This is a genomic window from Myxococcales bacterium (assembly GCA_016703425.1).
Classification (GTDB): domain Bacteria; phylum Myxococcota_A; class Polyangia; order Polyangiales; family Polyangiaceae; genus JADJCA01.
On sequence record JADJCA010000001.1, the window covers coordinates 858,261 to 872,970 of the forward strand.

Annotated in this window: 12 protein-coding genes; 5 read left to right on the plus strand and 7 right to left on the minus strand. The window is 67.9% G+C overall.

Translation table 11 applies throughout. From position 1 onward, the window contains the following. Positions 1 to 3: 3 nt before the first annotated feature. Together IPG50_03745 and IPG50_03750 are read right to left on the minus strand one after the other, a co-directional pair. Complete coding sequence (locus IPG50_03745) at positions 4 to 1,665, minus strand: insulinase family protein (protein MBK6691303.1); 1,662 nt, start codon at positions 1,663 to 1,665, stop codon at positions 4 to 6. Next, positions 1,662 to 3,191, minus strand: a complete 1,530-nt coding sequence (locus IPG50_03750; GenBank protein ID MBK6691304.1) for an insulinase family protein — start codon at positions 3,189 to 3,191, stop codon at positions 1,662 to 1,664. Before IPG50_03750 ends, IPG50_03745 begins: the two co-directional genes overlap by 4 nt. A gap of 290 nt (positions 3,192 to 3,481) precedes the next feature. On the opposite strand from IPG50_03750, the gene IPG50_03755 reads away from it, so the two are divergent. The 5 genes from IPG50_03755 to IPG50_03775 all read left to right on the plus strand — a co-directional run bounded on the left by IPG50_03755 (position 3,482) and on the right by IPG50_03775 (position 9,739). Then, the gene (locus IPG50_03755; protein MBK6691305.1) at positions 3,482 to 3,997 is read left to right on the plus strand and encodes a hypothetical protein; all 516 of its coding nucleotides are present in this window, start codon (positions 3,482 to 3,484) and stop codon (positions 3,995 to 3,997) included. A gap of 45 nt (positions 3,998 to 4,042) precedes the next feature. Beyond that, positions 4,043 to 6,793: an ERAP1-like C-terminal domain-containing protein gene (locus IPG50_03760; GenBank protein MBK6691306.1), complete on the plus strand. Its 2,751-nt coding sequence runs from the start codon at positions 4,043 to 4,045 to the stop codon at positions 6,791 to 6,793. Between the two features lie 116 nt (positions 6,794 to 6,909). Beyond that, positions 6,910 to 7,875 carry a hypothetical protein gene (locus tag IPG50_03765; protein MBK6691307.1) on the plus strand — a complete coding sequence of 322 codons (966 nt, stop codon included), beginning with the start codon at positions 6,910 to 6,912 and terminating at the stop codon, positions 7,873 to 7,875. 251 nt (positions 7,876 to 8,126) lie between these two features. Continuing rightward, complete coding sequence (locus IPG50_03770) at positions 8,127 to 8,927, plus strand: hypothetical protein (protein ID MBK6691308.1); 801 nt, start codon at positions 8,127 to 8,129, stop codon at positions 8,925 to 8,927. Next, positions 8,924 to 9,739, plus strand: coding sequence for a hypothetical protein (locus tag IPG50_03775; GenBank protein ID MBK6691309.1), 816 nt, complete (start codon positions 8,924 to 8,926; stop codon positions 9,737 to 9,739). Before IPG50_03770 ends, IPG50_03775 begins: the two co-directional genes overlap by 4 nt. Here the strand turns inward: IPG50_03775 and IPG50_03780 are convergent. The 5 genes from IPG50_03780 to IPG50_03800 form a co-directional block, all read right to left on the minus strand. Continuing rightward, the gene (locus IPG50_03780) at positions 9,720 to 10,955 is read right to left on the minus strand and encodes a protein kinase (GenBank protein MBK6691310.1); all 1,236 of its coding nucleotides are present in this window, start codon (positions 10,953 to 10,955) and stop codon (positions 9,720 to 9,722) included. The two genes, IPG50_03775 and IPG50_03780, sit on opposite strands and share 20 nt — an antisense overlap. 90 nt (positions 10,956 to 11,045) lie before the next feature. Beyond that, on the minus strand, positions 11,046 to 12,287 hold the full coding sequence (locus IPG50_03785; GenBank protein MBK6691311.1) for a hypothetical protein: 1,242 nt from the start codon (positions 12,285 to 12,287) through the stop codon (positions 11,046 to 11,048). Positions 12,288 to 12,377: 90 nt separating this feature from the next. Beyond that, positions 12,378 to 12,953 (minus strand): sigma-70 family RNA polymerase sigma factor, encoded by a 576-nt coding sequence (locus tag IPG50_03790; protein MBK6691312.1) that lies wholly within the window; start codon positions 12,951 to 12,953, stop codon positions 12,378 to 12,380. A gap of 22 nt (positions 12,954 to 12,975) precedes the next feature. Further along, on the minus strand, positions 12,976 to 13,767 hold the full coding sequence (locus IPG50_03795) for a cysteine hydrolase (protein MBK6691313.1): 792 nt from the start codon (positions 13,765 to 13,767) through the stop codon (positions 12,976 to 12,978). Between the two features lie 136 nt (positions 13,768 to 13,903). Further along, a complete protein-coding gene (locus tag IPG50_03800) occupies positions 13,904 to 14,707 on the minus strand; it encodes a DUF1508 domain-containing protein (GenBank protein MBK6691314.1) in 804 nt (267 codons plus the stop codon). Between the last annotated feature and the right edge of the window lie 3 nt (positions 14,708 to 14,710).

Here is a 14,710-nt window from a genome sequence, read left to right on the forward strand (position 1 = left end):
CGTTCACTTCTTGAGCGCCGGCTCCTTCTTCGGTGCACCGGCCTTGGGCGCGCTGGGCTTCGTGTCCGTCTTGCTCGGCGCGGCGCTCGGTTCCTCTTTCTTGGGCGCGTCAGCCTTGACCGGTTCGCCAGTGGCGTCGCGAACATCCATCGGACCGAGGTGCAGCTTGTCGAGGTCCGCCTCGAGCTTCGCCTTGTCCCCCACAACCACGACCTTCATGGCCTTCGGGCGCAAGAGGTCCGTCGCCACGCGCTTGATGTCCTTGGCTGTGACGGCCTCGATGCGCGCGACGCGCTTGCCAAAATCATCAGCAGGCAGGTCATAGACGGCGAGATCCTCGAGCGCAGAGGTCACCTCGGAGACGGTCTCGAAGCGCCCAGGCATGGCGAGCTTCATCTGCTCCTTGGCGTTCTTGAGCTCGTCGTCGCTGACCTCGACGTCTCGCATCTTCTGCACTTCGGCGAAGAGCTCGCGGATGGCGACCGTCGTGGCCGCCGCGAGGCCACCGCCGTCTTTCGCCGCCATGGCGCCACCAGCCGTGAAGGAACCGGCGCCGCGGTAGAGCCCGAAGCGTGAGCGCGCCCCGTAGGTGATCCCCTTGTCTTCGCGCAGGTTGAGGTTGATGCGGCTCCCGAAGGTGCCGCCCAAGATGGCGTTGAGCACCGAAATGACCTCCCGATCGGGGGACCCGAACGGCGCGCCGGGCTGGGCGAGGAGAACCTGGGTCTGGGTGGCCTTCGGCAGGTCAACGAGGACGAGCCGCGACTCCTTCTCGCTCAGCTTCGGCGTTGCGGGCGCTTTCGGCGCCGCGCCTGCCGTTGGCTTCCAGCCGCCAAAAGCCTTTTCAAGTTTCGCGGTGACGTCGTCTTTCGCGACGTCGCCGGCGACGACCAGGGTGGCGTGCTTGGCGTTGAAGAGCGTTCGGTAGGCGCCTTCGAGGGCACCCTTCTTCACGGCTTTGACGTCTTCCTCGCGGCCAACGAGCGCGTGACCGTAGGGGTGCTTGCGGCCGAAGACCGTGGCGGAGACCGCGTTGCCGGCCATGGCGCCGGCGCTGCGTCGTTCTTGAACCAAGTTGCCGAGACGCCGCTCCTTTTGTCGCTCGATCTCCGCCTCGGGGAAGGTCGGCCGCAGCGTGACGTCGGCGAGCAGGTCGAGCGCGCGCTCGAGGTGCTCCGACATGACCTTGACGGCCACGTAGGCCGAGTCCCAGTCGACGCCGGCGCCGTGTTGCGCGCCGATCGCCTCGTACTCGTCGGAGATCTCGAGGGCGCTTCGTTTACCGGCCCCTTGCTCGAGCATCGATCCCATGAACGAGGCCACGCCGGGCTTGAAGTCGTAGTCGCCGGCGCCCCCTTTGATGACCACGCGAACGCTGACGATGGGCAGGTCGCGGCGCTCGACGAAGAGCACGCGGAGGCCGTTCTTGAGCTTCAACGTCTCGATCTTCGGCGGGACAAACGTCACCGAACCGTCGGCTGCTGGTGCCTTCTGACGAAACGGCGCATCAGGCGTCGTGAGGACGACCGGCGGCGGTGTCTTGGCGACCTTGGGCTGTGAAACCGGCGGAGGCACGATGGGAACCTCAGGTTCCGGCGACGCGGCACCGCAGCCGACCAAGAGCCCTAGCAAGAGAAGGGACCCGAACCGTCGCGAGGTCTTCATTTCGCGCCCCCTTGTGCACCTTGGGCAGCCGCGCCTTGAGGTCTGATCGGCGGGGCTCCCGCCGGCGGCCGCGCCGGGTACCCTCCCGTCTTGCTCCGGACCTCGCCGGCGAGGGGCGCTGCCTTGTCGGGCGTGACGCGCAAGACCACTCGCTGAGCGCCGAGCGATGCCTTCGCTGCGTTTTGCACGCCCGCCTCCGACACCGCCTCGTAGCGCGCGAGATCTTGCTCGAGGTAGTCGGGACGGCCCGTGTAGTGATTGTACGTGTTGAACATGTTGGCTCGTCCACCGACGCGCTCGACCTCGAAGACGAGGCCGGCGGTCACCTCGGCGCGGGCGCGAGCGATCTCGCCCGCGCGAAGGCCTTCCTTGCGAACCTTGTCGAGCTCATCCTCGATGGCCGCCAAGAGCTCGTCGGCGGTGTGGCCGGGCTGCGCGAGCGCGCCGATCTCGAACATCGAACCGAGCTCGCGCGACGCCTGGTACGCGTAGACCTCTTGCGCGATGTGCATGTCGTAGACGAGGCGCTTGTAAAGGCGACTCGTCTTGCCCGACGCGAGCACGTGGGCGAGAAAGTCGAGCTCGGCGTCGCCCGGCTGGAAGAATGACGGCGTGTTCCACGCGATCTCGACGCGCGGGAGCTCGACGTTGGCCGCAACCTCGAGGCGGGCCTCGCTAGGCAGGCTGGCCGAAACCGTAGGTCGCGGCGCGCCGACGCACCCGGCCCGCGGCTTGGCCAAGGCGGCGCAAGGCAGCGGCGAACCTGGGATCGGGCCGAAGTACTTCTCGACGAGGTCGAGCGTCTTCTTGCGATCGATATCGCCGGCGACGACGAGGGTGGCGTTGTTGGGCACGTAGTACGTGCGGAAGAACCCTTTGACGTCCTCGAGGGTGCCGGCCTCAAGGTCTCGCGGCGTGCCGATGGTGAGGCGATGATAGGGATGCTCCGGCGGGTAGAGGGCCTCACTCACGAACTGCGGAACAAGCCCGTAGGGTCGGTTCTCGTAGCTCTGGCGCCGCTCGTTCTTCACGACCTCGCGTTGGTTCTCGAAGCTCTTGGTGTCCACGTGGTCGAGGAGGAAGCCCATGCGATCGCTCTCGAGCCACAGGACCAGCTCGAGCTGATTCTTCGGGACCGTCTCGAAGTAGTTGGTGCGATCGGTGCTCGTCGTGCCGTTCGTGTCGGTCGTGCCGACGCGCTCGAGGTAGCGGAAGAACAGGTCTTCGCCGACGTGCTTCGACCCTTGGAACATCATGTGTTCGAAGAGGTGCGCGAAGCCGCTGCGGCCTTCGGCCTCGTCCTTCGAGCCCACGTGGTACCAAAGGTTGACGGAGACGACGGGCGTCCGCGGATCTTCGTGAAGGATGACCTCGAGCCCGTTCGGGAGCCGCGTCCGCTCGACAGCGAGCTTCGGCTTGGCGGCCGAGGACGGTGGCAGCGCCTTGTGGCCAATCTGGGCGGACGTGGATGACGGACCGGCTAAGAGTGCGAGCGCAACGGGAAGGGCGAAGGCGATAGCGCGCATCCGCCCCTCATACCTGCACCGCTGGCCGATGAGAACCGCGCGCTTCGGTTCGACTGGTCACTGGGGCGACCAGCGCTCGCGCGGATTGCCTCGTAGTTCCACGCTCCTGGGCCTATTTTCGCTGGAAGCCGAGCGCCTGATTGCACGGTGAGATCACACAAGTGGATCGCCCGCTCCACGACGCCTGCTCACACGGGCAGGTCAATCTTTGTAACCACCTGAAATTGCTTATTAGACGCACAACGTTCGAGTGGGCACGCGCCGTGCTCCAATGTGCTGCTAAGTAGGACATGAGCGCACCCTCCCCAAAGACGCCTGAACAACGAATCCAAGAACAGAAGCGATGGCTCAAGCGACTGGCCGCCGAAAGGCGCGACGGCTGGATGATCGCAGTTCGGCCACGCTCGCTCGACGGCGCGACCGCCATCGAAACCAAGCGCGAGGTGATTCACCTCGAAGACGGCATCGTAAGCCGCGTGTCCCCTCTCGAAGGCGAGCCTTCGACGACGAGCGCGACGAGCCCGCTCGTCGGCATGCGCGTGGTGGCTTGGGCCGCCGAAGGTGGTCACGTCTACGGCGAGTACGTTCCCGGCGCGCGCGCGGTGCTCTGGAGTCGCGGCCCCGATGGTGAGCAGACGTCCTTGGCGATGACCGGCAAGAGCCTGTGCTTCGTCGTCGTGCGGCGCGCGGTCACCGGTTCGCTAACCGTCCCGGCCCGCGGCCCCTCGCAGCGCCAGCGAGCCGCCAAGCCCCGCAGCGGAATCCATCGGGCTTCGACGCGCGCGCCGCTCTCCCAGTCGAGGTAGCAGAGCAGTCGAGGTAGTAGCTCGCTTAGCGCTACGATGCCGCGCATGCGGCTTGCGCGGGCCTCCGTCTTCCTCGTTCTTTCGCTCGACGTCTTCGGGTGCGCCGGCGCCGGAACGCCGGACGCACGCCCCGAGGCAAGCGTGCTCGCTCCGCGTCCCGTGGCCGCGGCCGGCCCCGTCGTGACGGGCGTCTCGATGGGCGGGCGGCTCACTCGCGAGGTGCGGCCGCGCGAATACCGACTGCGCCTCGACGTCGACCCCAACCGCGATGGCTTCGCGGGCCACGTCGACATTGACCTTGAGCTAAGCGCCGCGACCTCCGAGTTCGTCCTCCACGGTCGCGACGTCACGCCGAAGCTCGTCGACGCAACGTCACTGGGGCTTCTGCACCGAGGAACTCTCGTCGAGCGGCGCGCGAGGGCGGGTCGTCCCGCCGACGAGTTGGTCTTGCGCTTCGAGCCGGCCTTGCCGCGCGGCGCCGCGACGGTGCGCATCGACTACACAGGGGCTGTGTCCTCGAGTCTCTCGGGCCTCTATCGCGCCGAGAGTCGCGGGCAACGCTTTCTCTTCACGCAGCACGAACCAGCCGACGCGCGGCGCCTGATGCCGTGTTTCGACGACCCGCGCGAGAAGACGCCGTTCGAGATCGCGGTCCACGTCCCAAAGGGAGTCATCGCGCTGTCCAACGGACCGGAACGCGAACGCAAGGACGACGCCGCGGGCACGCTCTTCGCGTTCGCGAAGACACCGCCTCTGCCAACGTACCTCGTCGCCCTCGCCGTTGGAGACTTCGACATCGAGGCCCACCCCCGCGACGCGCGTCTTCGCGTCGTCGCGCCGCGTACGATGGGGCACCTCGCCCGCGGCGCCCTCGAGCCTGCCGCCGCCATGCTGGCGTCCCTCGAGCGAACACTCGGCGTCCCCTACCCCTACGCCAAGCTCGACCTCGTCGCGGTCCCCGACTTCGGCCCCGGCGCCATGGAAAACGCTGGGCTCATCACGTTCCGCGACGACCTCCTCTTGCTCGACGGCAAGAAGGCGTCGCCTCGTGCCATCGAAGCGCGCGACCACGTGATGGCGCACGAGCTTGCGCATCAGTGGTTCGGCAACCTCGTCACGATGCAGTGGTGGGACGACCTTTGGCTCTCCGAGTCGTTTGCGACGTGGCTCTCGGCCCGCGTGATGGATGAGGTCCGGCCGGAGACGCGAACGAGCGTCGAAGCCGTCCGCAAGACGGCGTGGATCATGGCCGCCGATGAGCTCGCCTCGGCGAGGCCGCTTCACCGCGCCGAAGGCATCGAACCGGAAGACGCCTTCGACGCGCTCTCTTACGACAAGGGCGCGGCGATCCTTTCCATGACCGAACGGCGAATGGGGCGCCAGAAGTTTGCCGAGGCCCTCCGCGGCTACCTCACCGCCCACGCACACGGCTCGGCGATGGCCACCGACTTGTTTGCGTCGGTCGCCGCGAAGGATCCCGACGCCGCGCTGGTGCTCCGCTCCTTCGTCGAGCAAGCGGGCGTCCCTGCAGTCTCCGTAGAACGCGAGTGCCATGGCAAGACCGCCTCGTTCGTGTTGTCGCAGTTTCCCTGGGCCCCGCTGGGTGGCGCGCCTCCGCCACGGCCGCTTCCCCAGTGGGTCATTCCATACTGCTTTGGCGCACCTCCCAAAGCGGAGCGCTGCCAGGTCCTCAGAGAGCACCGCACAGCGGTGACTGTGGCGGAAGGTTGCGGGGTCCCGATCCTCGCCAACAAGGGGCGTGGCGCCTACGTGCGTTCGTCGCTTCGCGCCGAGCACCTGAGGCAACTCGTGAGGGACGTCGCCAAGCTCGACGTCGAGGATCGCATCGGACTCGTGGCGGACGCGTGGGCCATGACCCGCGCGGGCGACATCGACCCCAAGCTCTTGCTCGCGACACTGGAGGCGTTCGACCAAGAGCGAGACCGGCTTGTTGTGCAGCAACTCATCGACGTCTTGTACGAACTCAACGAATACGCAGCGGCGGATGCGCCCCTGCTGCGTGACTTCGTCAGGACGCGCCTCGCGGCTCACCGGCGCCGCCTCGGCTGGGGGAGCGCTGACGCGCGTTTGGGCCGCGTCACCCCGCGCGACGGCGACGGGCCCCGTGAGACGGCGCTCCTTCGGCAAGCCGTCCTGCGGGCCGCGGGCGAGCTCGGCGATGACGACGATACCTTGCGCGACGCCGAAGCTCTCACGCGCAGATGGCTCGCCGGGCAGGAGGGCCCTCCCATGGAGCTCTTGGCGCTCGCAGTGGAGCTGGCCTCACGCCGCGCGTCCGCGGAGCGATGGGTTGACCTGACGGCGCGACTTGAGAAGGCGACGCTGCCGGAGGAGCGCGTCTTCCTTCTGCGCGCCCTTGGGACGTTTAAGGATGAGACCCTCGTCGTGCGCTCGCTCGATTTTGCGCTGGCCAAGCTGTCCCACACGGACTTGCGGAGGCTCTTCGATGCGGCCGTATCGAGCCGCCGCGCGCGGCCGACCTTGCTCGCGTGGACGCAAGCGAACTGGGACCGCCTCAACGCGCGGTTTGAAGGCGGCGGCGGGCGCCGCATCACCGAGTTGCTGGCCCGCGCGTGCGACCGCGGAACCATCACCGACATTCAAACGTTCCTCCGGGCGAGGCCCTGGCCCGAGGGGCACCAGCGCGTTCGTGAAGCCACGGACCGCGCCCAGCGCTGCGTCGACCTCTCGCCTGCGCTTGCTCCCTTGTTGACGACGGCGCTCGCAACGCCCGCCGCATCGCCGCGCGGCACGTCCCGGGACACGCCCCCCTGAGGACGTGCGTTCACCCCCCGGCGGATTCTCGCTGAATTCGTGGTGTGACCAGGCGGCACAGTCCTTGGATGTGGGCCCCCCGCGGCGCGTCGCCGTCGAGGGAGGAACGAAAGCCAATGCGAAGTGTTTGGACGTTGGGGTTGGTGGTTGGGCTGAGCGCGCTCGGCGCCACGGCGTGCTCGATCGAAACGTCGGACGCCGAGAAGTACCGCGAACCGCTTCCCGCCGAGGGCTCGGTCGCCCTTCGCGTTCCCGGCGGCAGCGGCGCATCGGCAACCTCGACGCGCGATTTGAACGGCGGAGGCGGCCCGTCGGCGACGGTCTCCGACGCGAAGTTCTACAGCTTCACGCGCGAACTGACGAGCGCGATGGACCAGAACACGGGCGCCATCTTGGCCATCATCTGGGCCGTCGCCCAGACGACCCCAACCTCGGTCTACCCGAACCGCGCGGTGTGGGGCCCCTACCAAGGCACCGCCCTCGAACCGGTGACCTGGCGCCTCGTGGTCTCCGAAGGCGGCTCCGGCGAATACGACTACGCGCTTGAGGGGCGAGCGCGCAACTCGACCAACGACGCCGACTTCCGAGCGGTGCTCAAGGGCCGCGGCTACGGCAAGTCCCATGCGCTGCACCAGACGGGATGGCTTGAGGCCGACAACGAGGCGTTCCGAAGCCTCGACCCGGCGAAGGCCAAGGACTTCGGCAAGACCAAGGTGACGTACGACGTCCGCCAATTCCCCAAGACCATCGCCGTGGACTTCGTGCCCGACGACGGCGTCGGAAAGGCCACCGCAAAGGTGAGTCATCTCGCGCAGGGCGCCGGCGTGCTCGACGTAACGGCGAACGCCGACATCGAGAAGGACGCGGACAAGGACGGCAAGCTCGAGACCGTTGTCTTGAAGAGCCAGTGGAACGCGAGCGGTGCCGGTCGCGCGGACGTTTCCGTCAGCGGCGGCAGCTTCAACGGGACGCCGGTGGACATCGTCGAGTGCTGGAGCTCGTCCTTCTCGCTTGCCTACTACAAGGACAGCGTCAGCGCGCAGCCGAAGACCGGCGCCGAGAGCGCTTGCGCCTCGTTCTAAGGAACCTCGTCCGCTGCGTTCGTAGCGTCATGGCGCGAGGCCCACACGGTCTCGCGCCATGAAGTTTTGTGACGCTCTTGTGGCCACCCTCGGATCCAAGGCGGATCACGGAAGACACGCGAGGCATGTGGGCAGGAGTCGGGAGCTCTGCGAGCGCTTTCCCCGCTCGCTGTGACCGTCCAACGGGGTTGTCGCGAAGCGCCCGAATTGGCCCCAGAGCCGCTTGGCAAGGGATTCGCAGCTGCGGCGGCGTGCGCCCCATCCACCCCGCCCTCGCCTTCGCCGTTGTCCTCGGCCTCTTGACGCCGAGGGCTGCCCTCGCCGTCTCGACCGGACGCTCCGGCGCGACCGGAAAACAAGGTGCCGATCAGATCTGCAACATGTGCCACAGCGGTGGCGTCGCGCCAACGGTGGTGCTCACAGGACCGAACACGCTCACGCCGGGCCAGGTCGCGCAGTACAAGCTCACCATTACGCCGCCCGCGGGCGAGATGAATCGCGCGACAGGCATGGGCGTCGCGGCGACCGATGGCATCACGCTCACGCCAGGACCGAACCAGAAGCTGTTGAACGGCGAGATCGTGCACAACGCACCGCTCGATGTGCCTGCCAACGCCTCCAACGAATACACCTTCACGCTGACGGCGCCGGCGGCGCCAGGGGCCATCACGCTCTGGGCCGCGGGCAACAACGTCAACAAGAACGGGAACAACCAGGGCGATCTCGCCGCGACGACCAGTCTGCCGATCACGGTCATCCCCGCGTCATCGAGCACCAGCGACGCGGGCGTGGCGCCCCCGGCGGCAGCCTCCGCGGACGCCGCCGCCGCGCCGCCCGGCCAGAACCTGGCGACCAGCCCGACCGTCGCAGCGAGCGGCGGCGATGGGGGCACCTCGCCCTTCTACCTTCGCAACGCCGACGAGGAGACGGAGCCGCACTTCGCTGACACGGGCCTTTCGTGCAGCGTCTCGCGAGGCTCCGGCGGCGCGTCCGGCTTCGGCTTCGGCATGGCGCTCGTCGGCCTCCTCTTGCGGCGCGGAAGGCGCCGATGAAGTGGCGCGCCTCTGCCGCCTCAGTGGCGCTCGTGCTTGCACCATCCATGGCGGAAGCCAACCCGCTGGGGCTCGACGGCTACACCGGAAAATATGGTGCAACCTGCAACGAATGCCACTCGGGCGGCACCGCGCCCCAGGTGTCGTTGACCGGTCCCTCAACGTTGACGGCGGGTCAAACGGCCGAATACACGCTTAAGGTTGCGAGCGGCGCCGCCATCGTCGGAATGGGCGGCGCGGCCTCCGACGGGGCCGAAGTGAGCCCCGGCAAGAACACGAAGCAGAAGTTCGCCGAGGTCGTGCATGCCGCGCCGCTCGCGCCGGCGAACAACGCCGTCTTCTCGTTCAAGGTCAAAGCGCCCACCTACAACGGCCCCATCACCGTCTACGCCGTGGCGAACGCCTGCAACAACAACAACGGCTCGTCGGGGGATCGGGCGGCGGAGACGCTCATGACGGTCACCATCACGGGCGGCTCCAACGCCCCACCGCCGCCACCCCCGTCGTCGCCGGTCGACGCGGGAGCGGGCGGCGTACCGGTGGCTGGCGGTGCCTCGCCCGCAACGTCTCCGGACGCATCACCGCGCGCGAGCACCAGCGCGTCGCCCGACGGCGGCACGAGCGGCCCCTCCAACGCGCCGAATGGCTACTACGTCGTGGAAGGTGACGACGCCGGCCCGGGCCTCGCTTGCTCCGTGCAGCGGGCTGGGCGTCGCGTCGGACCTGGGAGCGCGCCGATGGGCGCGCTCGCGGCGGCCTTGATGTTGTGGCGACGACGCCGCGCCCGAGACGCTACGCGCCCGGGTACATGACGTTGATGAGCGTATCGAGATCCTGGCTGAGCTCGTTCGCCGTGGGATAGCGACGCTTGGGGTCGCGCGCCAGTGACTTGGTGAGGATCGCCGCGAGCCGCGAATCCATGTCGGGCTTGATGAGCCGCGGCGGGCGGACCTCTTGCGTCGCGACGCGACGCAAGACCTCCTCGAGCGGACCCTTCAAGTCGTGGGGGTGTTCGTTGAGCAGGAGGCGATAGAGGAGAATGCCGAGCCCGTAGACGTCGGTGCGCGTGTCGACTTTGCTCGCGCGACCGGCCGCTTGCTCCGGCGCCATGAACGCCGGCGTTCCGACGACGAGGCCTTCCTCCGTCAAGAACGCGCGGCCCTCGTCCAAGGACATGAGCGACTTCGCCAATCCGAAGTCGACAATCTTCGGCTCACCGCCCTTGGTGACGAGCACGTTTCCCGGCTTCAAGTCGCGGTGAATGATGCCGCGCGCATGCGCGTGACCGACGGCGGCGGCGACCTTCTGCATGAGCCGCATGATCTCGCGCTCGCCGAGGTTCTTCTCCTTGACCCAATTCGCGATGTCGACGCCGTCGACCAGCTCCATGGCGTAGCCATAAACGCCGTCCTGAACGCAGCTCGAATAGATGCGAACGATGCTTGGATGATCGAGCTTGGCCGTGAGCTCCACCTCGCGGAGGAAGCGAGCCTTCTCGTCCTCGTTGACGCGTTCGATGCGAATCAGCTTGAGCGCGACCTCGCGGCGCGTGCCATTTTGGATGGCGCGGTACACGATGCCTCGGGCGCCCTTGCCGAGGGGGCCGATGATTTCGTAGCCCTCGACGTGAGGCCCCGGCGAGGCCATGGGCGAGATGACGCTGAGAATGCGAACGCCCACCGCGAGGCGGCTTCGGAGCTCGCTCGACGAAACAGGCTTCGTCAGGAAGTCGTCGGCGCCGGCGTCGAGGCCTTGAACGATGTCCTCTTTGCCGCTCTTGCTGGTGAGCAAGATCACGTAGACGTAAGGCATCTCGGTCGACTGCTTGAGCTTCTCGCAAAGCGCGAGTCCGGTCATGCCGGGCATCATCCAGTCGAGCAGCGCGAGCCGCGGCCCGTCGGCCTTCTTGAGTTCTTCCCAGGCCGCGATGCCGTCGGCCACGGCGTGGACCTCATAGCCCCACTTCTCCGCGGTGCCTTCGAGGAGCTTCCGCGTGAGACCATCGTCGTCGGCGATGAGAACCTTCAAGTCATTACTCCGGCGATGGTTTTCGCGAACGTCAGCGCCCCGTCATCCTACAAACTTCGGCGCGCCACGGCAGGAAAAAATCGGCGCCCCTCAGCCGTCGCGGGGGACGGGCCGCGGCGACAGAACGGCCTCGCCATCGGGAAAAATAGACAGCGCGCCGAAGCGCGCGCGGTCGGCGCCGGTGACGCCCTCGAGGCGGCGGACGAGATCCTCCTTGCGAAGGTAGATTTCGCGGCGGCGACCGTCGTCGCTCTCTTCCTTGAGCGAAAGCTCATGTTGGTTCGGGCTGCGCCGCGCCACCTCGTTGGCCGTTGGGGCAAACATGGTGACGACGCGATCGACGACCTCACCCATGCGGTCGGTCTCGAAGGCGTCGACCATATCGAGGTGCAACGACGCGAGGCGGCGGCGGTGGGGCAAGAGGTCACGGGTGCTCTTCTTAATCACCTGCCAGAGGCGCTCGAGGTGGGCCCGGTCCTGAGGCTCGACGTTCACGGACAAGACCTGGTCGAGCTCCGCGTCATCGGGGTGGCGCACGTCGGCCGTGAGGCCGCTGTCGACGCGACGCAGGTTGAAGACGAGGCTGTCGTCCTTCTGTTCGGCGCGCTTGCGCAAGCGGAGCTCGGCCGTGTCTTCGTCGAGCTCGAACCCCGAAAGGATGAAGTCGTCGAGCTTCACGACGTCGCGTTGCACGTTCTTGTTGAACCAACTGCGCTTGGCCCCGACGAGGAGCTCAAGGTTCGGCGCGAAGTCGCCGGCGCGGCGCGGGTGACGCCACTCGGCGACGGCGCTGGGATCAAGCTCGAGCGCGGTGATGATGCCCAGAGGGTGCGTTTCGACGACCTTGACCTCGTGAAACGCGTCCTTTGAGCCGCCGCCATGCAGTTGCATCGAGAAGCGCGTCTCGAGCACCGGCAGCGTCGCTTGGACGAAGAACCGGGAGAGCGCCGCCTGCGCGTCTTCGCGACGCCGCTGCACGTCGACGGCCAGTTGCGCGACCTCGCGCTCGGTCTTCGCGACGGCCACGCGACGCGTGTCTTCGACGTACCGCGTCGCGCTGTCGCTCACGGCCGTCGCGTAGTCGAGCACCTCGCGATCGAGGCTCTTCATCGAGCTATCGCGCATGGCGCGCAAGACCGTCTGGTGAAACCGCTCGAGGCTCTCCACGGAGCGAGCCCGCGCGTCGGCGTCGGCATGGACGCGCTTCTCCTGCTCCTTGGACTCGGTGTCGAGGCGCACGACGTCGCCACCGCACGCCATGAAAGCCTCGAGCGTCGCGAGGAAATCGAACGTCAGGGGAAAGGGCGTCGAGTCTCCGAAGAGGTATCGCATCGTTCGCCGGCCCAAACCGTAGCGAACGGCGGGCGGACACTGCAATGGTCAATCCGCGCGTGGCGGTCCGGTCTCGCCTCGGGCCGCGTCTCAACCGGGGCGCAGCCCCTCGGTCGCGAGGGCCGACCGCAGCGCCGCCAGCGCCCGCGCGGCCCGGGACTTAATGGTGCCGAGCGGCAAGTTTTCACGCTCCGCGATCTCCGGGTAGGACAGCCCCTCGAAGAACGCGGTTTCCAGGGTCCGCCGCTGCGCCGCCGGCAAGGTGGCGAGGGCCCGCTCCACACGCACGCGTTCGCCTTCGAGGGCGACGAGCGTTTCAGCGTCCCGCACGCTCGGCGACGGTTCGTACACGAGGACATCGTGCGCGATAGCGCTCCGACGGTCGCGGCGACGCGTCCGGTCGATGGCGAGGTTGCGCGTCAAGGTCACGAACCACGCCACAACGCTGCCGCGCTCGCTCGAATAGCGGCCGGCGCGATCGCTCAAGGCGACGAAGGCGTCGTGCACAACGTCCTCCGACTCGGCCCGATCGCGCACGATGCGAAAGGCGAGCGCCAAGAGGAGCCCCGCGTGCCGATCGTAGAGGAGCCCCACGGCGGCGACGTCGCCGGCCGCAACGGCACGGACGAGCACGTCGTCTGCGACTGTCGGCGGCGCGTCGTTCATGGGCCTCGAAGCACGCTCCGCCTCATGGCGCCTCAGCGAAGGCCCGGAGGCGCGCCGCGCGCGCCGGCCCGTAGGGAGCCATGAGAGCGATGGCCGTGAGGGCCGCTCGTTCGAGCGCCTCGTGGGCTCCGGCCTGGAGCTCGCGCGGCACGGTCACGGCGAACCCCCTTTCGAAGCCGGCCGTGGCCGTGGCCATGATGCCGAGTTCGGTGAGGCAGCCGGTCAAAATGAGCTCGTCCACGCGGAGCTCGTCGAGCACCTCGCCGAGCCTGGAGCCCGTGAAGGCGTTGTAGGTCGACTTGGCGATCACGGGGTCGCCCGGTATGGGCGCGAGCTCAGGCCAGACCTCAGCCCCGTCGGTGCCGGCCAGGTTATGAGCGCCCCAGCCGTCGATGAGATCGGTGTCGGTGTCCCAGGCCTCGTGCACGTCTACGACGTAGACGACCGGCATCGACGCGGCGCGGGCCGCTTCGATGCGAGCCCTGAGGTCGGGGACGATGGCCCGCGCTCGCGGAACTTCGCCCCCTCCGCCGGGTCGCAGGTGGTCCACCATCATGTCGAGCACGACGAGCGCCGGTCGGGCGGGCCGAGCCCGCGCGCTGACACTCCGGAGGATGCGCTGCCGGAGGCCCGGAGGCGCAGGCGCCGGTGCAAGCGCGAGGGCCAACGCGGCGAGATCTTCGCGCACTTGAGGCAACGCGGACGCTAGCGCTGGCTCGTACGCGACGAGCGCATCGGTGACGCGCTCGGGGCGCGCGCCGAGGGCGAAGGCCAACAAGTCGGCCGCAGCTTCGTCCTTGGGATCCTCGTCCATGCGCGGGCCTCCAGCCTACCAGCGTCCGGCACGTGCTGCAGCCGCACGTGGGTGCGACACGGACCCAAGAGCTACGCCTGAGCGCTCGTTCCGGTTCCGAAACGAGCGCCCGGCGGGCAAATTAGGGGCCTCTCGGCTATTGCTCGACGACCGGCACGCCGTCCGCCAAGAGCTCGCCGATGCGGGCCACGGCGCGCTCCGCGTTGAACCGCGACGCGTAGGACTCGCCGTGGGCCACAATCGCGCCGTTCAAGGCCAGCAGGCGGATACGTACCGAACCTTCATCGCCCTCGATCAGGTCGAAGCGAAGCGAGTCTTGCCCGTTTTCGACGACCGACGCGATGCCGTTGTGCGCCGACGCTTTGCTCGCGTAGGCCTGCGACGAGAGCACCAACTCGCCGTTGGCCGCACGCAGGCGGAAGCGCGCCTTGTTTTGCGCGTCGCGGTAGAGCTCGAAGCGCGGAGTCTTGGGCGCAGGCGCGGTAACCGGGTGACCGAGCGCGACGAGAAGGGCGCGCGCGGTGCGAGCGCCGCGCTGGGCGTTCGAGGCGGTCCCGTAGAGCTCGCTGGACGACACCGTCTCGCCGTTCTTGGCCACGACGTTGAAGTAGAACTCGCCGTTCTTCGCTTCTTTGATGCGATACGCCGACGCGTCTTGGCCCACGCGCATGAGGCCCTCGATGCCGCGCTCGGCGTTCGAGTGGCTGGCGTAGCCCTCAGACCGAAGCACGTTCTTGCCGTTGCCGGCGATGAGCTCGAAGTAGGACTTGCCGTCGAAGCCGACGAACGTCTCGAAGCGGGCGGTGCGAGCGTTGAGCTCCGCTTCGGATTCGGCCGCGGCCTCCTCTTGAGCGACCTCTTCGGGGGTCCCTCCGCAAGCAAGGGCGGGGACACAGAGGGCGAGGATCAAGGCCAAGCGGCTCGATTGAAGGGTGAACATGAC

Bases quoted from the DNA above. Each gene is read 5' to 3' on its own strand.
- IPG50_03800 (MBK6691314.1), bottom strand. From the start codon at position 14,707: ATGTTCACCCTTCAATCGAGCCGCTTGGCCTTGATCCTCGCCCTCTGT.
- IPG50_03755 (MBK6691305.1), top strand. From the start codon at position 3,482: ATGAGCGCACCCTCCCCAAAGACGCCTGAACAACGAATCCAAGAACAG.
- IPG50_03790 (MBK6691312.1), bottom strand. From the start codon at position 12,953: ATGAACGACGCGCCGCCGACAGTCGCAGACGACGTGCTCGTCCGTGCC.
- IPG50_03750 (MBK6691304.1), bottom strand. From the start codon at position 3,191: ATGCGCGCTATCGCCTTCGCCCTTCCCGTTGCGCTCGCACTCTTAGCC.
- IPG50_03745 (MBK6691303.1), bottom strand. From the start codon at position 1,665: ATGAAGACCTCGCGACGGTTCGGGTCCCTTCTCTTGCTAGGGCTCTTG.
- IPG50_03760 (MBK6691306.1), top strand. From the start codon at position 4,043: ATGCGGCTTGCGCGGGCCTCCGTCTTCCTCGTTCTTTCGCTCGACGTC.
- IPG50_03785 (MBK6691311.1), bottom strand. From the start codon at position 12,287: ATGCGATACCTCTTCGGAGACTCGACGCCCTTTCCCCTGACGTTCGAT.
- IPG50_03765 (MBK6691307.1), top strand. From the start codon at position 6,910: ATGCGAAGTGTTTGGACGTTGGGGTTGGTGGTTGGGCTGAGCGCGCTC.
- IPG50_03795 (MBK6691313.1), bottom strand. From the start codon at position 13,767: ATGGACGAGGATCCCAAGGACGAAGCTGCGGCCGACTTGTTGGCCTTC.
- IPG50_03775 (MBK6691309.1), top strand. From the start codon at position 8,924: ATGAAGTGGCGCGCCTCTGCCGCCTCAGTGGCGCTCGTGCTTGCACCA.